At 56.3% G+C, this 17,830-nt stretch carries 18 protein-coding genes; 11 read left to right on the top strand and 7 right to left on the bottom strand.

Annotated elements, in window-relative coordinates; translation table 11 throughout:
- Positions 1 to 133: 133 nt before the first annotated feature.
- Positions 134 to 1,336: a serine-type D-Ala-D-Ala carboxypeptidase gene (dacC, locus tag ACQUTD_RS20555; protein WP_318374144.1), complete on the top strand. Its 1,203-nt coding sequence runs from the start codon at positions 134 to 136 to the stop codon at positions 1,334 to 1,336.
- A gap of 101 nt (positions 1,337 to 1,437) precedes the next feature.
- Here the strand turns inward: dacC and deoR are convergent, their stop codons facing one another.
- Together deoR and ybjG are read right to left on the bottom strand one after the other, a co-directional pair.
- On the bottom strand, positions 1,438 to 2,205 hold the full coding sequence (gene deoR, locus ACQUTD_RS20550; RefSeq protein WP_473277334.1) for a DNA-binding transcriptional repressor DeoR: 768 nt from the start codon (positions 2,203 to 2,205) through the stop codon (positions 1,438 to 1,440).
- A 66-nt stretch (positions 2,206 to 2,271) separates the two neighbouring features.
- The gene (gene ybjG, locus ACQUTD_RS20545) at positions 2,272 to 2,865 is read right to left on the bottom strand and encodes an undecaprenyl-diphosphate phosphatase (protein WP_072567974.1); all 594 of its coding nucleotides are present in this window, start codon (positions 2,863 to 2,865) and stop codon (positions 2,272 to 2,274) included.
- A 304-nt stretch (positions 2,866 to 3,169) separates the two neighbouring features.
- On the opposite strand from ybjG, the gene ACQUTD_RS20540 reads away from it, so the two are divergent.
- Positions 3,170 to 4,399, top strand: coding sequence for an MdfA family multidrug efflux MFS transporter (locus tag ACQUTD_RS20540; RefSeq protein WP_473277333.1), 1,230 nt, complete (start codon positions 3,170 to 3,172; stop codon positions 4,397 to 4,399).
- 87 nt (positions 4,400 to 4,486) lie between these two features.
- Here the strand turns inward: ACQUTD_RS20540 and ACQUTD_RS20535 are convergent, their stop codons facing one another.
- The 4 genes from ACQUTD_RS20535 to ACQUTD_RS20520 form a co-directional block, all read right to left on the bottom strand.
- Positions 4,487 to 5,695 (bottom strand): MFS transporter, encoded by a 1,209-nt coding sequence (locus tag ACQUTD_RS20535; RefSeq protein ID WP_072567976.1) that lies wholly within the window; start codon positions 5,693 to 5,695, stop codon positions 4,487 to 4,489.
- Between the two features lie 70 nt (positions 5,696 to 5,765).
- The gene (locus ACQUTD_RS20530) at positions 5,766 to 6,554 is read right to left on the bottom strand and encodes a DUF1264 domain-containing protein (RefSeq protein WP_473277332.1); all 789 of its coding nucleotides are present in this window, start codon (positions 6,552 to 6,554) and stop codon (positions 5,766 to 5,768) included.
- 103 nt (positions 6,555 to 6,657) lie between these two features.
- A complete protein-coding gene (locus tag ACQUTD_RS20525) occupies positions 6,658 to 7,398 on the bottom strand; it encodes a DUF6216 family protein (protein WP_473277331.1) in 741 nt (246 codons plus the stop codon).
- Positions 7,399 to 7,641: 243 nt separating this feature from the next.
- Positions 7,642 to 9,327 carry an aspartate:alanine antiporter gene (locus ACQUTD_RS20520; RefSeq protein ID WP_318363524.1) on the bottom strand — a complete coding sequence of 562 codons (1,686 nt, stop codon included), beginning with the start codon at positions 9,325 to 9,327 and terminating at the stop codon, positions 7,642 to 7,644.
- Between the two features lie 283 nt (positions 9,328 to 9,610).
- On the opposite strand from ACQUTD_RS20520, the gene ACQUTD_RS20515 reads away from it, so the two are divergent.
- A complete protein-coding gene (locus ACQUTD_RS20515) occupies positions 9,611 to 9,982 on the top strand; it encodes an inner membrane protein YbjM (protein ID WP_473277330.1) in 372 nt (123 codons plus the stop codon).
- Positions 9,983 to 10,001: 19 nt separating this feature from the next.
- Here ACQUTD_RS20515 and ACQUTD_RS20510 read toward each other — a convergent pair whose 3' ends face one another.
- Positions 10,002 to 10,265 carry a GrxA family glutaredoxin gene (locus ACQUTD_RS20510; protein WP_072567982.1) on the bottom strand — a complete coding sequence of 88 codons (264 nt, stop codon included), beginning with the start codon at positions 10,263 to 10,265 and terminating at the stop codon, positions 10,002 to 10,004.
- Positions 10,266 to 10,437: 172 nt separating this feature from the next.
- Between ACQUTD_RS20510 and nfsA the strand changes: the two genes are divergently transcribed.
- The 8 genes from nfsA to ACQUTD_RS20470 all read left to right on the top strand — a co-directional run bounded on the left by nfsA (position 10,438) and on the right by ACQUTD_RS20470 (position 17,795).
- The gene (gene nfsA, locus ACQUTD_RS20505; RefSeq protein ID WP_473277329.1) at positions 10,438 to 11,160 is read left to right on the top strand and encodes an oxygen-insensitive NADPH nitroreductase; all 723 of its coding nucleotides are present in this window, start codon (positions 10,438 to 10,440) and stop codon (positions 11,158 to 11,160) included.
- Positions 11,161 to 11,232: 72 nt separating this feature from the next.
- Positions 11,233 to 12,135 (top strand): 30S ribosomal protein S6--L-glutamate ligase, encoded by a 903-nt coding sequence (rimK, locus tag ACQUTD_RS20500; RefSeq protein ID WP_072567984.1) that lies wholly within the window; start codon positions 11,233 to 11,235, stop codon positions 12,133 to 12,135.
- Positions 12,136 to 12,221: 86 nt separating this feature from the next.
- Positions 12,222 to 12,701, top strand: a complete 480-nt coding sequence (locus tag ACQUTD_RS20495) for a YbjN domain-containing protein (protein ID WP_072567985.1) — start codon at positions 12,222 to 12,224, stop codon at positions 12,699 to 12,701.
- Positions 12,702 to 13,048: 347 nt separating this feature from the next.
- The gene (gene potF / locus ACQUTD_RS20490; RefSeq protein ID WP_072567986.1) at positions 13,049 to 14,161 is read left to right on the top strand and encodes a spermidine/putrescine ABC transporter substrate-binding protein PotF; all 1,113 of its coding nucleotides are present in this window, start codon (positions 13,049 to 13,051) and stop codon (positions 14,159 to 14,161) included.
- Between the two features lie 149 nt (positions 14,162 to 14,310).
- On the top strand, positions 14,311 to 15,444 hold the full coding sequence (gene potG, locus ACQUTD_RS20485; RefSeq protein ID WP_099458754.1) for a putrescine ABC transporter ATP-binding subunit PotG: 1,134 nt from the start codon (positions 14,311 to 14,313) through the stop codon (positions 15,442 to 15,444).
- A gap of 9 nt (positions 15,445 to 15,453) precedes the next feature.
- Positions 15,454 to 16,407, top strand: a complete 954-nt coding sequence (gene potH, locus ACQUTD_RS20480) for a putrescine ABC transporter permease PotH (RefSeq protein WP_072567988.1) — start codon at positions 15,454 to 15,456, stop codon at positions 16,405 to 16,407.
- The gene (potI, locus tag ACQUTD_RS20475; RefSeq protein ID WP_072567989.1) at positions 16,404 to 17,249 is read left to right on the top strand and encodes a putrescine ABC transporter permease PotI; all 846 of its coding nucleotides are present in this window, start codon (positions 16,404 to 16,406) and stop codon (positions 17,247 to 17,249) included. Before potH ends, potI begins: the two co-directional genes overlap by 4 nt.
- An 81-nt stretch (positions 17,250 to 17,330) precedes the next feature.
- Positions 17,331 to 17,795: a YbjO family protein gene (locus tag ACQUTD_RS20470; RefSeq protein WP_072569426.1), complete on the top strand. Its 465-nt coding sequence runs from the start codon at positions 17,331 to 17,333 to the stop codon at positions 17,793 to 17,795.
- The last annotated feature ends 35 nt before the right edge of the window (positions 17,796 to 17,830 follow it).

The raw sequence follows: 17,830 nt of genomic DNA, 5'->3' as shown, positions 1-17,830 counted from the left end.
TAATTTGCATAAACTTTAAAAAACTTTACCGGTTAATGATTGGTTTCCATGCCTGAGTACGTTATTACTCACCGTTTATTGCGAAGCGGTGACGTGACGCGATTTGTTTTGAATGGATACACGGGTGGCATTTATGACGCATTTCGCTTTATCCCTGCGCGGCCTGGCGGCGGGCTCTGCGCTATTATTTCTTTTCTCCCCTTCGCTGTATGCGGTTGAACAGGTTCCGGCGGCACCGGCAGTGGATGCCCGCGCCTGGATACTGATGGACTATGCCAGCGGTAAAGTGCTGGCGGAAGGCAACGCCGACGAGAAGCTCGATCCGGCCAGCCTCACCAAGCTGATGACCAGCTACGTGGTCGGACAGGCGCTGAAGGCGGGAAAAATTCATCTTAACGATATGGTGACGGTAGGCAAAGACGCCTGGGCGACGGGCAACCCGGCGCTGCGCGGCTCGTCGCTGATGTTCCTCAAGCCTGGCGATCAGGTGCCGGTTTCCGAACTGAATAAAGGCGTGATCATCCAGTCCGGCAACGATGCCAGCATCGCCATCGCCGACTACGTGGCGGGCAGCCAGGATTCCTTCGTCAGCCTGATGAACAACTATGCGAAACGGCTGGGGCTGACTAATACCACCTTTAAAACCGTGCACGGTCTGGATGCGCCAGGGCAGTTCAGTACCGCCCGGGATATGGCGCTGCTCGGCAAAGCGCTGATCCACGATGTGCCGGAAGAGTACGCCATCCATAAAGAGAAAGAGTTTACCTTCAATAATATTCGCCAGCCGAACCGTAACCGTCTGCTGTGGAGCACCAACCTGAATGTCGACGGCATGAAAACCGGTACTACGGAAGGGGCGGGCTATAACCTGGTGGCCTCCGCGACCCAGGGCGACATGCGCCTGATTTCAGTGGTGCTGGGCAGTAAAACGGATCGCATCCGCTTTAATGAATCTGAAAAGCTGCTGACCTGGGGCTTCCGCTTCTTTGAGACCGTCACGCCAATTAAGCCGGATGCGACTTTTGTCAGCACCCGCGTGTGGTTTGGCGACAGCAAAGAGGTGAAGCTGGGGGCAGGCGAAGCCGGGTCTATTACCATTCCGAAAGGTCAGTTAAAGAACCTGAAAGCGACCTGGACGCTGACCGAGCCGCAGCTGACCGCGCCGCTGAAAAAGGGTCAGGTGGTGGGCACGATCGATTTCCAGCTTAACGGCAAAGTGATTGAACAACGGCCACTGCTGGTAATGGAAGCGGTGGAAGAGGGCGGTTTCGTCAGCCGGATGTGGGACTTTGTGCTGATGAAATTCCACGAGTGGTTTGGCAGCTGGTTCTCGTAACCGGACCGGTTTTTTTGTTGCCGGGTGGCGCTCACGCTTACCCGGCCTACGGAACATGTGTAGGCCCGGCAAGCCTGCGCCGCCGGGCAACTCAACCCGCACTATGCGTCTGTATACATCAACGTGATCTGTTTCGCTTTCGCCAGCGCGCATAACGCCTCGTCCGGGCGGCGGTCGCTGGCGATGGCGTCAAAAGCGTCCAGATCGCCCATACGTGCCGGGCGCACCTTATCAAACTTACTGTGATCCACCACCAGCACATGATACTGCGCATGGGCCATCGCCCAGTGCTTCACCGGTAACTCTTCCAGATTGAAACAGGTCGCTCCCTGGACCGGGTGCACCCCCGCCGCTGAATAAAATGCCAGATCCGGGCACAGGTTATTCAGCGTCTCGTTAAAGTTCAGCGGTTTAAAAATTGCATTGCTGGCGTGGAACTCGCCGCCGCAGAGGATCGCCCGACACAAGGGCTTTTCCTGCAACGCCATAAAAGTATTCAGCGAGTAGCAAATAGCGGTAAAGGGCAGATCCTGAGGAATGGCGTCAATGATCCAGGGTGTGGTGGTACCGCAGTCAAAAAATACCAGCTGATGCGCCTGCACCAGCTTAGCGGCATATTGCGCGGCCAGACGCTTTTCATCCACCAGACGGGTTTTCTGATCGCTTAACAGATAGTGGCTGGCGGTACGCGGCTCCAGCACGATATAACCGCCCAGCAGGACCACAGGCGCATTGCGGGCGCCGAGATCGCGACGAATGGTCATTTCTGAAACGCCTAATAACGCCGCCGCCTCTTTCAGGTGCAGCTTGTCGGTACGCTTCAGCGCCTGTAACAACAGGCCTAAACGCTCGTCACGTTTCGTTTCCATAAATCCCCTGGCATGATGAAAACCCCGCTCGCTGCGGGGTGCTCAATCTTACCTGTGCCGGCAGGCTTAGTCACGCACCCAGCCTTTGCGGATCGGCAGAGCAAAACAGACGCGGTAAGCCCGTTGCAGGGCGGCGTATAACGACTCGCCGAACGCCTGCCACAGCATCTGCGCCGTCAGACAGCCGCTGATGCCCACCAGCAAACCGCCCAGCATATCCAGCGGCCAGTGCACGCCGAGATAGACGCGCGACCAGGCGATCAGCAGCGCCACGCCCATCATCGCCACGCCGGACCAGATGCGGTGCCAGAACAAAAACGCCAGCGCAAAGGTAAAGGCGACGGTGCCGTGATCGCTCGGATAGGAATCATCCGGCGCGTGATGCAGGAAGTTATAGCCCACGCCCTCGACAAACGGACGATCGTGGGGGAAAACGTGCCCCATTACCCAGGACACCACAAGACTGACGACGATCGCCAGCGCCATTTTAACCACTAACTGCCGCTGGGCAGGCCCCCACAGCCAAAGCACCACGGCCAGCAGCGGCACGATGTGGATCAGATCGCGGGCAATGAGAATGGCAGCCTGGATCAGCCAGGCGGGGGAGTCCGGCGTCGCATTCATCCAGGCGAACAGGGTATAATTCAGATCTTCCAGCATCGTATTGTCACTCTTTTGCCGCAGGCTACCTGTAGTGGCGCGTTGAAAAAGGGATCACCTTAGGATCACCGCCTTCGCCGGTAAACCAGTTTTGTCTTAGTCGTCCGGCGCTTGTGAGCAACCGGAATGAACACTCTGCGATAAGAGCATGACGGAGCCCGCTTAAACCGTGGCAAAATAGCCAACAGGAAAACGGCGGTTAAGACCGTAAAATGTGCGAAACTTTGTGCAGGTCGCAAAATTCGCTGTTACAGGGACGGCGCATTCATTACACTTTGCGCGATTTTTCAGGATAAAAAATTTCATGCCAAACCATGCTTTACCTGGCCGCCGTTTAGGACGCCAGGCGTTGTTGTTTCCGCTCTGTCTGGTCCTGTACGAATTCTCAACTTATATCGCGAACGACATGATCCAGCCGGGCATGCTGGCGGTGGTTGAGCAGTACAACGCCGGCATTGAGTGGGTGCCGACCTCCATGACCGCTTATCTGGCGGGGGGGATGTTTTTACAGTGGCTGCTGGGGCCGCTGTCGGATCGTATTGGCCGCCGCCCGGTGATGTTAACCGGCGTGGTGTGGTTTATCGTCACCTGTCTGGCAACCCTGCTGGCCCAGGACATTGAACAGTTCACTATCCTGCGCTTTTTACAGGGTGTGAGCCTGTGCTTTATCGGTGCCGTGGGCTATGCCGCCATTCAGGAATCCTTTGACGAGGCGACCTGTATCAAGATCACCGCGCTGATGGCGAACGTGGCGCTGATTGCGCCGTTGCTTGGCCCGCTGGTGGGCGCCGCCTGGGTGCATGCCGCGCCCTGGGAGGGGATGTTTGTGCTGTTCGCGGTGCTGGCGGCTATTGCCTTTTTCGGTCTGCATCGCGCCATGCCGGAAACCGCCACGCGGCTGGGGGAGCCGTTATCCCTTAACGCCCTGGGGCGGGATTATAAAGCGGTAATGAAAAATGGCCGCTTCGTGGCGGGCGCGCTGGCGACGGGTTTCGTCAGCCTGCCGCTGCTGGCGTGGATCGCCCAGTCGCCGATCATCATTATCAGCGCCGAAGGCATGTCGAGCTACGAGTACGGCCTGTTGCAGGTGCCGATTTTTGGCGCGCTGATTATTGGTAACCTGGTGCTGGCGCGTCTCACCTCGCGCCGTACCGTGCGCTCGCTGATTATCATGGGCGGCGGGCCGATTGTGGGTGGTCTGCTGCTGGCGGCGGTGGCAACCGTGGCGTCATCCCATGCTTATTTGTGGATGACCGCCGGGCTGAGTATTTATGCCTTTGGTATTGGCCTTGCTAACGCCGGACTGGTGCGCCTGACGCTGTTCGCCAGCGACATGAGTAAAGGCACGGTGTCTGCCGCCATGGGCATGCTACAAATGGCGATTTTCACCGTCGGCATTGAGGTCAGCAAACACGCATTTCTGGCAGGAGGCAACGGTCTGTTCAGCCTGTTTAATCTGGCGAACGGTGTGCTGTGGCTGGCGCTGATGGTGGTGTTCCTGAAGGATAAATCCGTCGGTAACGCGTTGTCATAATCGACAAAACCACAGGCCCGGCAGGTCTGTATGGATGGTCATGAAACCCGTAGGCCCGGCAAGCTTGCGCCGCCGGGCACATCAGAACTAATTCTCGCAGGGCTGATTTTGTGGCTCAGGTTTCGCCACCGCGCGGGCCACCAGCGCGGCAATGATCACCAGCCCCAGCACCACCATCATCGCGCTGCGCAGACCGTAGTGCTCGCCGAGGAAACCAAGCAGCGGCGGTCCCACCAGAAATGCCAGATAGCCGGTGGTGGCGACCACGCTGACGCGCGTCGGCGCATCCGGGCCGGTATCGCTGGCGGCGGAAATGGTCAGCGGAAAGCCGAGCGATGCCCCCAGTCCCCACAAAATCACCGACACCCCCGCCACCCAGGCGCTGTCCACAAAGATGATCAGCGCAATGCCCAGCGCCCCCATCAGCGCACTGGCTCGCACCACCGCGACGCGGCTGTAGCGGTCGATAAACCAGCCGCCGGTAAAGCGTCCCACGGTCATACCCAGCGTAAAGCCGGTGTAAATGAGCGAGCCGGAGGTCGGGCTGAACCCGTGCCCGTCCACCATCAGCAGCGGCAGCCAGTCATTGGCGGAACCCTCCGCAAAGGCCATCGCCAGCACCACCACGCCGATCAGCATCAGCTGGACATCGCGATAAAAAGGCACGCCTTTCCCGCCCTGACCGTTCTCCTCAGCGGAGCCCTTGCCGGTGCCGTCCGGTATGGCGGTGATGGCGATAATAATCGGCATAATGGTGGCCAGCGCCGCCAGCAGAATGTGCAGATTAGCGCTCACGCCGAGCGCCGTCAGCCCCATGCCGACGCCTGCGCCCGCCAGGGTACCGAGGCTGTAGAAGCCGTGCATCATCGGCAGCACGGTTTTATCCAGCGCCTGCTCCACTGCCGCGCCTTCGACGTTAATCGCCACTTCGGCAGAGCCGAGGCTCGCGCCAAATACTGCCAGCCCGCAGGCGAACAGCAGCGGCGAGGCGAACCACAGCGCCACGCTCAGGATAATCATACCGACCACGCTGAAGGACATGGCGGTGCGGATAACGCTGCGGGTGCCGAAGCGCTTAACCAGCCAGCCGGAGGAGAGGACGCCGCTCATCGAGCCGACGGACAAACCGAACAGCACCACGCCCATCCCGGCTGTAGAAACAGACAGGGTGTCGCGTATCGCGGGAGTACGTGTCGCCCATGAAGCCATTAACAGGCCGGGTATAAAGAAAAACATAAATAACGCCCAGGTACGGCGTTGCAGTGCCTTGCGGGGCGAGTGCGTCAGTGCGTTCATGCAAAATCTCCGTTGTGAAGCAAAAGTGTACGGCATTCTGCAAAAGAGGGTAAACCCGCAATGTTAATTATTATTGAACAGTTGCCGGGCGTTTTTCCGCAGGCGCAAAACGGGTTTTACCGTGCGCATGCTCGCCGCCGCCCTGTCCACGCTTAAGCTGTATCACCTCGCCGCGCTGCCAGGCATCGGCGCCGGGCGCGACCGGGTGCGCATCCAGATCGCGGCGCGATTCGCGGATTTCTTTGGTATCCACGTCAAAAAGCCGATCGCGTTCGGCAAGCAGGGCGGGATCAAGCTGGCCGTCAGCGGTAAAGCCCATCATTAGCGCCGGAATGCCCAGCGGCAGGGTTTTGTCGCGATCGGTGTGCCAGGTGTGCCAGGTTTTACCGTAGGTATTAACGATTTTGCCCATCAGCGCTTTTTCCGCAGGCGCAGGCAAGCCAGGGCCAATCAGGCTGCCCGACATCACTTCATGACGGTGGCTGTGCCAGAGTTTTTTCTCTTCAGGCGGAAGGGTATTGAACAGCCGCTCGCTGATAATGTATTCCACGCCCATCAGTTTGGCGTCGCGGGTATTACCGTCGTAAATCACGGCCTGCATCACGTCTTCGTTCAATACGGTGACGTAATGGTGCGCTTCCATCTGCCCATTCTGATCGCCGTTATAAAAATGGAAGCCGTCGAGATAAGTATTGATGGCATCAATCGGCGGCCTGGACTGCATCACGCTGGCACCGGATTCCAGCAGCTGCAATTTACCAGAGGTTTCAGCACCCGGCGCGGTGACTTTTGAGGGTGAACTGCTGCTGCCGCAGCCGGAAAGAATAAGGGCAGTAAGGAGGTACAGGGGGAATTTCATCTCAGCTCCGTAAAAGTGTTAAGGGTCTAATAACCTTAGACGGTAATGGGATTTACGGGAGCAGCGTGATGAAGAACATGACGTCATTAGCGTGTCTTTATCATTACATAAGATAGCTTTCAGCTTTTTTGTGTTGTTCGATAATATGTTGCCGAACTATTTTTCGGTAATACAGTGTCAATATCGCGCTGATCGCCAGCCAAAATAAACCGGTTTCGAATGTGCTTAGCGCGCCATAGAGGACGGTTTTACTCTTCTCAAAATTGGCAATTTCTTGCGAAATGTACCGGGTATGTTCCTTTCTCCTGAACATGTCGCAAATGAATCCCGCCAGATCCCCGGACAGTCTGCTTTTTTGCGCCAGGGTGCCGGCCGGGGTTTTATCACATTGCTCAGTCGTTACGACTAAGGAGTGGCGGGAAAATAGCGATGCCGATTTTGCGCTGTCATGGGTTAAATAAAAAAATTCATTGGTGGGCTTATACACCAGCAATGTCCAGTCCTGCGGTGTTAGCAGGGTTTTAATGTGCATAGCGGAGAGATATGACGCCGAACCCGCGCCAAAGATGATAAGCAGAAAACCAAAGAATAGATCGGTTCGGGTATTTTTCGGGATCGTTTTTAAGGGGAGGCTGACATAAAAAAGCCGAAGCGGCCATGCCGGAATACCTGCCTGCGAAAGAAATTCCGATTTGCCTTTAATGGGAGCCGTAAGAAACTTTCTTATAAGAAGGAATGCAGCGTAAATACCACCAATTAAGCTGAAGATGCCGGTAAGTGTACCCACCGGAGAGGTCATAAATTCGTTAGTGATAATATCTGCGACAGAATCAAAACTCTTCATAGTGCCTCCTTGCCTGGTAATGAAGGTGTCCGGAAGAGGGGGGACGCGCCTGAGGTTCAGGTTACCTTGTCACAAATTTCAGGCAATAAAAAACCCATCAACCTTGAACCAAAGATGGCGGGGTTGATGGGCTCCACAAAATGGGGACATCAAAGAAAAGCAGTGGCAATAGTTATGACTGGCGCTTTGCGGAAAAGTTCTCGCGAAAGCATAAATAATTTGCCACTCCGGTCAGGTTGAGACTTATCCTAGCCCCGGCCAGATAATGATGATCAGCGTACCGGCAAGGGTCAGCAGCACGTTGGCGATGGCGTAGGTCCCGGCGTAGCCCAGCGCGGGGATGTTACTGCGCGCGGTGTCGCTGATGATTTCCATCGCCGGGGCGCAGGTGCGTGCGCCCATAATGGCGCCGAACAGCAGGGCGCGGTTCATGCGCAGCACATAAGCGCCAAACAGGAAACAGATCACCACCGGCACCAGGCTGACCAGCAAACCTGCCGCCAGCATCTGGCCGCCGACAGCGCCAAGCCCGTGACCGATGCCGCTCCCCGCGCTCAGCCCGACGCCAGCCATAAATACCATCAGGCCGAACTCTTTCACCATATTCAGCGCGCCCTGGGGGATGTAACCAAAAGTCGGATGGTTAGCACGCAGGAAGCCGAGCATGATCCCGGCGAACAGCAGACCGGCGGCGTTCCCGATGCCGAAGCTGAAATTGCTGAACTGGAAGGTGATCATGCCGATCATCAGCCCGACGATAAAGAAGGCGCAGAAGGCCAGCAGATCCGTGACCTGGCTGTGAATGGAGATAAAGCCGATACGGTCGGCGATAGTTTTCACCCGTCGCGCGTCGCCGCTCACCTGCAATACATCGCCTTTGTTAAGCAGAATGTTGTCGTCAATGGGCATCTCAATCTGGCTGCGGATCACGCGGTTAAGGAAACAGCCGTGATCGGTCAGCTTTAACTGCGCCAGGCGGCGACCCACAACGTTGTGGTTTTTCACCACGATCTCTTCGGTGACGATGCGCATGTCCAGCAGGTCGCGGTCAAACACCTCTTTACCATTACGGAAGCTCGGATCGAGACGCGCATGGGCATCCGGGTAGCCGACCAGCGCGATCTCATCGCCCATCTGCAATACCGCATCGCCATCCGGCGCGGCCAGGATGCCATTGCGGCGGATGCGCTCGATGTAGCAGCCCGTCTGGCGATAAATGCCCAGCTCGCGCAGGTTTTTACCATCGGCCCAGGCCACCAGCTCCGGCCCCACGCGATAGGCGCGGATCACCGGCAGATAGACTTTGCGGCTGGCGTCGGTATCCAGGCCGCGCTCGCGGGCGATTTGCTGGGCGCTGGTCTGTAAATCCTGATGTTGCAGTTTAGGCAGATAACGCGCGCCGACAATCAGGCTGACCAGGCCAATCAGGTAGGTTAAGGCATAGCCGAGGCTTAAATGATCGAGCGCGGTGGAAAGCTGCCCGCTGTCCATTCCCGAGTGGCGCAGCGTGTCGCCAGCGCCCACCAGCACCGGCGTCGAGGTCATGGATCCGGCGAGCATCCCGGCCGTCAGACCAATATCCCAGCCGAATAATTTACCCAGACCAAGAGCGATAAGCAGCGCGCTGCCGACCATCACCAGCGCCAGCATCAGATAGTTTTTGCCGTCGCGGAAGAAAATTGAAAAAAAGTTGGGTCCTGCTTCCACACCGACACAAAAAATAAACAGCATAAAGCCTAAATTGAGCGCGTCGGTGTTAATCGCAAAATGCTGCTGGCCCAGTAATAAAGAAACGACTAAAACGCCAATGGAATTACCCAGTTGAATGGAGCCGAGGCGCAATTTTCCGAGGCAAAGCCCGAGAGCCAGTACCACGAATAATAACAGTATGTAATTCCCATTTAACAAATCTGCGACGTTTATATTCACGGAGTCTAACTTCTTGTTTACTTGTAAGCTGTTGAAAGAAATAATAAATTGCGCTAATGTTTTGCTTAAGGCCAGACATTAATTAAAACAAATTCACTGACCAAAAATAGCCTGCAAACATAATCAGGCCGTAGTTTAGTCGTATTAAGAAACCACGGCTAGTCAGAATCGTGCATGTAAGTGGGTGGGTAATTTGGCAAGGATTGCTGCAAAGCTTTATCTGACCGGGCGTTCCCGCAGGAACGCACGAGGCGCTTGATAGAGGCAGTGTCAGGAGGATTGTTTGAAATCTAAACGTGGTTGGGCAAGCGCGTTTTGCTGCTTTCTGCTGTTTATTGTGGTGTGTCTGTCACTGGCGCTGAAGATGAAAGGGGCGTTTCGCGCGTCTGGTCATCCGGAGCTGGGCCTGTTGTTTTTTGTTATTCCCGGTGCCGTCGCAAGCTTTGTATCCCGTAAGCGTCAGGTGCTGTTGCCGCTGATGGGGGCGATGCTGGCCGCGCCGCTGTGCTTTGTGCTGATGCGCATGGTTATCGCGCAGGAGCGTGAATTCTGGCAGGAGCTGGCGTGGTTATTCAGTGCGGTTTTCTGGTGCGCGCTGGGGGCGCTGTGCTATCTGTTTGTCAGTAGCATTATGTGTAAAAAGGGGCGGAGTTAACGCCCCTTTTTTATTACTGTTAAGCGAACAGGCCAAGATTGGCTCTGGCGTACGCTTCAAAATCAGTGCAGCCGCCAATGTGTTTCTGATCGAGGAAAATCTGCGGCACGGTTTCTACCGGCTTACCGACGGTTTTTTCCAGATCGGCTTTAGTAATGCCTTCCGCGTGAATATCCACGTAGCGATAGTTAAAATCATCGCGCTCAGCGGTTAACTTCTCTGCCAGTTCTTTAGCGCGTACACAATACGGGCATCCCGGGCGACCAAAAATTACAGCGAACATACACTCTCCTTAATGTTTGAGGCCTGACGGCGAATGAAGCCATCATGACGACTATGGTCAGGCAGGGAAAGCAGGTTTTACCTGTTGGTCTGATACCGTAAGGCTATGTTTCGCCAAAAGCTGTCAGATAATTTCATCTATAATCTCACCCCTTTTTACCCGGAGAGACACAATGACCCCGACTATTGACCTGCTGCTTGCCCATCGTTCCATTCGTCATTTTACCGGTGAGCCCATTACCCAGGCGCAGCGCGATGCCATCATTGCTACTGCACAGGCGGCGTCCAGCTCCAGCTTTTTACAGTGTTCTTCCATTATTCGCGTAACCGATCCGGCGCTGCGTGAAAAGTTTGTCACCCTGACCGGCGGACAGCAGCATGTGGCGCAGGCGGCGGAGTTCTGGGTGTTCTGCGCGGATTTCAATCGCCACCTGCAGATCTGCCCGGACGCGCAGTTAGGCCTGGCGGAACAGCTGCTGCTTGGCGTGGTGGATACCGCGCTGATGGGACAGAACGCCATGACGGCGGCGGAATCCCTGGGTCTTGGCGGCGTTTACATCGGCGGTATCCGTAACAGCATTGTGGAGGTCACGGAATTACTGGCGCTGCCGAAACATGTGCTGCCGCTGTTCGGCCTGTGCCTTGGCTGGCCTGCGGATAACCCGGACGTGAAGCCGCGCCTGCCTGCGGCCATGGTGGTGCATGAGAATCGCTACCAGCCGGTGGATGACGCTTTACTTGCGGCCTATGACGATGAACTGGCGGAGTATTATCTGACCCGCGGCAGCAATAATCGCCGCGATACCTGGAGCGATCATATTCGCCGCACCATCATTAAAGAAAACCGCCCCTTTATTCTCGATTATTTGCATCAGCAGGGCTGGGCAACGCGATAAATCACGTTCATCCTGCGCGCGCCTGCGTGTATTATACGCAGGCTTTTCCAGGTCTTGTCAGAGAGGTGCAGGGTGAAAATTGCCATATTGTCCCGGGATGGAACGCTCTGGTCGTGCAAACGCCTGCGCGAAGCCGCGATTCGCCGCGGTCATCTCGTCGAGATCCTCGATCCGCTGTCCTGTTATATGAATATCAGTCCGGCGGCGTCGTCCATTCATTATAAAGGCCGTCAGCTGCCCTTTTTTGACGCCGTGATCCCGCGCATTGGCTCGGCCATCACCTTTTACGGCACCGCCGCCCTGCGCCAGTTTGAAATCCTTGGCAGCTTTCCGCTGAATGAATCCGTAGCCATCACCCGCGCCCGGGACAAGCTGCGCTCGCTGCAACTGCTGGCGCGCCAGGGCATTGACCTGCCGGTGACCGGTATCGCCCACTCGCCGGATGACACCAGCGATCTGATCGACATGGTGGGCGGCGCGCCGCTGGTGGTGAAGCTGGTGGAAGGGACGCAGGGGATCGGCGTGGTGCTGGCGGAAACGCGGCAGGCGGCGGAAAGCGTCATCGACGCCTTTCGCGGGCTGAACGCGCATATCCTGGTGCAGGAGTATATTGAGGAAGCGAAGGGAACAGATATTCGCTGCCTGGTGGTGGGCGATGAAGTGGTGGCGGCTATTGAACGGCGGGCCAAGCCGGGGGATTTCCGCTCTAACCTGCATCGCGGCGGCGCGGCGACGGTGGCGAACATTACGCTGCGCGAGCGGGAAATTGCCATTCTGGCGGCGAAAACCCTCGGCCTCGACGTGGCGGGCGTGGATATTCTGCGGGCGAACCGTGGGCCGCTGGTAATGGAGGTTAACGCCTCGCCGGGGCTGGAAGGCATTGAAAAAACCACCGGCGTGGATATCGCCGACCGCATGATCGCCTGGATCGAGCGCCAGGCCACGCCGGATTTCTGTCTGAAAACCGGCGGCTGAGCGGTTTATCGACTTCGGCAATGGTATGAATCGGCATTTTTGCGTAAGCTAATGGCCGCATAATTTTTTAAGAGGTAGCACATTCTATGGATTCACTCGTCGTTCCCGGTCTGGACACTTTACGTCAGTGGCTTGACGAGCTGGGCATCAGTTTTTATGAGTGTGATACCTGCCAGGCATTGCATCTGCCGCATATGCAGAATTTCGACGGTATTTACGATGCCAAAGTCGATCTGGTTGACGACATTATTCTCTTCTCGGCGATGGCGGAAGTGAAGCCCTCGGCGCTGCTGCCGCTGGCGTCAGATCTGTCGGCCATTAACGCCAGTTCACTGACGGTGAAAGCCTTCCTGGATATACAGGATGATAATCTGCCAAAGCTGGTGGTTTGCCAGTCTTTATTCGCCGCGCCTGGCATTACTTTTAAACAGTTCTCCTGGTTTATGCGCCAGAGCGAAGAACAGATTTCCATGGTGATCCTTGAGGCCAGCGCGCATCAGATGCTGTTTACCAGCGAAGAAGAGGATCCGAACGCCGACGCCGCGCCGCACAATTTTCTTCACTAAGCGCCCCTGATTTAAACGCAGTCGCTGCCATGGCGGCTGCATAATTCCTCGTTTTATTCTGCTTTTAACTATTCTTTAAAGAATATTTCACCCCACTTAAGGCCGTTTCGGCTTATCACATAGACTGATCTTGCATAAAAAATTAGTAAAAGGCGTTTTTTAATCTGACCTATAGCCTCGAACCCTGGCTACAGTTATTCTTGCGGGGCTTCAATAGCATGCAGCGTCTGCCGGGTAATTCAAATTATCCGTTGCAGCGGTGAGTGACAAACTATGCACGATTCTTGCATAGCGTAAAGGCGACGATTTAGTTCGAATGTTAACGAACTTTCCAGAAGGAATGAGATATGACCACCCTGAATAAAAAATGGCTGTCCGGTCTGGTTGCGGGTGCACTGATGGCGGTCACTGCCGGCACCTTCGCCGCTGAACAAAAAACGCTGCATGTCTATAACTGGTCTGACTATATTGCGCCGGACACGGTAGCGAATTTCGAAAAAGAGACGGGCATTAAAGTCGTCTACGACGTATTCGATTCCAACGAAGTGCTGGAAGGCAAATTAATGGCCGGCAGCACCGGTTTTGACCTGGTGGTGCCGTCCGCCAGCTTCCTTGAGCGTCAGCTGACCGCTGGCGTGTTCCAGCCCCTCGACAAGAGCAAACTGCCGAACTGGAAGAACATGGATCCGGAAGTGCTGAAGCTGGTGGCGAAGCACGATCCGGAAAACAAATATGCGATGCCGTACCTGTGGGCGACCACCGGCATCGGTTTTAACGTCGATAAAGTGAAAGCGGCGCTGGGCAAAGACGTGCCGATCGACAGCTGGGATCTGGTGATGAAGCCGGAGAACCTGGAAAAACTCAAAAGCTGCGGCGTGGCTTTCCTGGATGCCCCGGAAGAGATTTTTGCCACCGTGCTGAACTATCTCGGCAAAGATCCGAACAGCTCGACTGCCTCTGACTACAGCGGGGCGGCCACCGATCTGCTGCTGAAACTGCGTCCGAATATCCGTTACTTCCACTCGTCCCAGTATATTAATGATCTGGCGAATGGCGACATCTGCGTGGCCATCGGCTGGGCAGGGGATGTCTGGCAGGCCGCTAACCGCGCGAAAGAAGCGAAAAACGGCGTGAACGTCTCTTACATCATTCCGAAAGAGGGCGCGCTGGCGTTCTTCGACGTCTTTGCGATGCCGACGGATGCGAAAAACAAAGACGAAGCGTATCAGTTCCTCAACTATCTGATGCGTCCGGATGTGATTGCTCACGTCAGCGATCACGTGTTCTATGCCAACGGCAACAAAGCCTCTACGCCGCTGGTGAGCGCGGAAGTGCGTGACAACCCGGCGATCTATCCGCCAGCAGACGTGTTCGCCAAGCTTTACACCCTGAAAGTGCAGGATCCGAAAATCGACCGCGTCAGAACCCGTGCGTGGACCAAAGTGAAAAGCGGTAAATAACGTCATTTGAAATAGTTGCCCGGTGGCGCTTCGCTTACCGGGCCTACAAATTCGCAGGACCGTAGGCCGGGCAAGCAAAGCGCCGCCCGGCGATACGCACCATGCCGGTGCGTTTGCACTCATATTTGTTCTATGCCGGAGAGCACCCCGTGAATGAGGCTACCCCCCGCCCACAGGCGAAGTCCCGCAAGGCGTTAACGCCGCTGCTGGAGATCCGAAATCTGACCAAATCCTTTGATGGTCAGCACGCTGTCGATGATGTCAGCCTCACTATTTATAAAGGCGAGATTTTTGCTCTGCTGGGCGCGTCCGGCTGCGGTAAATCCACGCTGCTGCGTATGCTGGCCGGTTTTGAGCAGCCCACCACCGGGCAGATTATGCTCGACGGCGTCGATCTCGCCCATGTGCCGCCTTACCTGCGCCCGATCAATATGATGTTCCAGTCCTATGCGCTCTTTCCGCATATGACGGTGGAGCAGAATATCGCCTTTGGCCTGAAGCAGGACAAGCTGCCGAAAGCGGAAATCGCCAGCCGCGTCGCCGAAATGCTCAGCCTGGTGCACATGTCGGAGTTTGCGAAGCGTAAACCGCATCAGCTTTCCGGCGGTCAGCGTCAGCGTGTGGCGCTGGCGCGCAGCCTGGCGAAACGCCCGAAGCTGCTGCTGCTTGATGAGCCGATGGGCGCGCTGGATAAAAAACTGCGCGACCGTATGCAGCTGGAAGTGGTGGATATCTTGGAGCGCGTCGGCGTCACCTGCGTGATGGTCACCCACGACCAGGAAGAAGCCATGACCATGGCCGGACGTATCGCCATCATGAACCGCGGTAAGTTCGTGCAAATCGGCGAGCCGGAAGAGATTTACGAGCATCCGACCACTCGCTACAGCGCCGAATTTATCGGTTCCGTGAATGTCTTCGAAGGGCTGCTGAAAGAACGTCAGGAAGACGGCCTGGTGATCGACTCGCCGGGGCTGGTGCATCCGCTGAAGGTCGATCCCGACGCCTCAGTGGTGGACAACGTGCCGGTCTACGTGGCGCTGCGCCCGGAAAAAATCATGCTCTGCGAAGATCCCCCTGCCGATGGCTACAACTTCGCGTTAGGGGAAGTGGTGCACATTGCCTATCTTGGCGATCTGTCGATTTATCACGTGCGCCTGCACAGCGGGCAGATGATCAGCGCGCAGTTACAGAACGCGCACCGCTACCGCAAAGGCTTACCGACATGGGGCGATGAAGTACGCCTGTGCTGGGATGCCGACAGTTGTGTGGTACTGACGGTTTAAGGAGCGGCGATGAGTATACCTGAAGCACCGGCTCGTGCTGGCAAGCCGGGCGGTTTTACGCTGTGGCTGGCGCGGATGCAGATGAGGCACGGGCGCAAGCTGGTGATTGCCCTGCCATACATCTGGCTGTGCCTGCTGTTTCTGCTGCCGTTTTTGATCGTATTCAAAATCAGCCTTGCGGAAATGGCGCGCGCGATCCCGCCTTATACCGATCTGATGGCATGGGAAGACGGGCAGCTCAGCCTGACGCTGAACATTAATAACTTCCTGCAGCTGACCGACGATCCGCTCTATTTTGAAGCCTATCTGCAGTCGTTACAGGTGGCGGCGGTTTCCACGCTCTGCTGTCTGGCGATTGGTTATCCGCTGGCGTGGGCGGTGGCGCACAGCAAACCCTCGACGCGTAATATCCTGCTGCTGCTGGTGATTTTGCCGTCCTGGACCTCGTTCCTGATCCGCGTTTACGCCTGGATGGGGATCCTGAAAAACAACGGCGTGCTGAATAACTTCCTGCTGTGGCTCGGGGTTATCGATCAGCCGCTGACCATTCTGCACACTAATCTCGCGGTCTATATCGGTATCGTGTATGCCTATCTGCCGTTTATGGTGCTGCCGATTTACACCGCCTTAACGCGCATTGATTACTCGCTGGTGGAAGCCTCGCTCGATCTCGGCGCGCGTCCGCTGAAAACCTTTTTCAGCGTCATTGTGCCGCTGACCAAAGGCGGGATTATCGCCGGATCCATGCTGGTGTTTATTCCGGCGGTGGGCGAGTTTGTCATCCCGGAACTGCTGGGCGGCCCGGACAGCATTATGATTGGCCGCGTACTGTGGCAGGAGTTCTTCAATAACCGCGACTGGCCGGTGGCCTCGGCGGTGGCGATCATCATGCTGTTGCTGCTGATTGTGCCGATCATGTGGTTCCACAAGTATCAGAGTAAAGGCACGGGAGACCACGCATGAACAACTTACCGGTAGTGCGCTCGCCGTGGCGTATTTTGATCCTCGTGCTAAGCTTCACCTTCCTGTACGCGCCTATGCTGATGCTGGTGGTTTACTCGTTCAACAGCTCAAAACTGGTGACGGTATGGGCAGGGTGGTCGACCCGCTGGTACGGCGAGCTGTTCCGTGATGACGCCATGATGAGCGCCGTAGGATTAAGCCTGACGATTGCCGCCTGCGCGGCGACCATGGCGGTGTTCCTCGGCACTATCGCGGCGGTGGTGATGGTGCGTTTCGGGCGTTTTCGCGGCTCGAACGGCTTTGCCTTTATGATCACCGCGCCGCTGGTGATGCCCGATGTCATCACTGGTCTGTCGCTGCTGCTGCTGTTTGTGGCGCTGGCCCATGCCATCGGCTGGCCTGCGGATCGCGGGATGCTGACCATCTGGCTGGCGCACGTCACCTTCTGCACGGCTTATGTGGCGGTGGTGATCTCCGCGCGATTACGGGAGCTGGACAAGTCCATCGAAGAAGCGGCGATGGATCTGGGCGCAACGCCGCTGAAAGTGTTCTTTATCATTACGCTGCCGATGATCATGCCGGCGATTATTTCTGGCTGGCTGCTGGCCTTTACGCTCTCCCTGGACGATCTGGTGATCGCCAGCTTTGTCTCCGGGCCGGGCGCGACCACCTTACCGATGCTGGTGTTCTCCAGCGTGCGTATGGGGGTCAATCCGGAAATCAACGCCCTGGCGTCGATCATCCTTGGCGTGGTGGGAATTGTTGGTTTTATCGCCTGGTATATTATGGCGCGGGCAGAAAAGCAGCGAGTGCGTGACATCCAGCGTGCAAGACGCGGCTGATGGCACTAAAATCTCGTTAAGAACGCAATGCCGCGCCTGTCGCGGCATTTTTTTCGCAGGGAAGATAACGCATTGGATTTAATGAGCAAAAGACCAGGGATGCATGCCCGGCTCAACGTCCCGGCGCTGGTACAGGTGGCGGCTATCGCCATCATCACCACGCGCTGCGTTGACCTGATCATGCTCTTCGACCTGCTGGGCGTGCGCGGCGTGGTGGACTTTGTCCGTCGCAGCGCGCAGACCTGGGATCTGACGCTGATTTTTCTCGGCAGTCTGGTGCTGCTGTTTGTCGAATTTTACTGTGCGTTTTCCATGGGCAAAGGGCGTAACTGGGCGCGCTGGCTCTATCTCTGCTCGCAGATCGTGGCGACCGGCTATCTGTGGGCAGCATCCCTCGGCTATGGCTATCCGGAACTGTTCAGCATTGCCGGCGAATCGAAGCGCGAGATCCTGCACTCGCTGTTTATGCAAAAACTGCCGGATCTGCTGATCCTTTTTCTGCTGTTTGTGCCCTCGCCAAGCCGACGCTTTTTCCATCTGCGTTAACGGTGGTACAATCCCCGCCCCGCAAATTTTAAGGT

Source organism: Enterobacter sp. K510, assembly GCF_055804875.1.
Note: the sequence above shows the minus strand (reverse complement) of the source record. Positions and strands in the feature narration are given on the sequence as shown.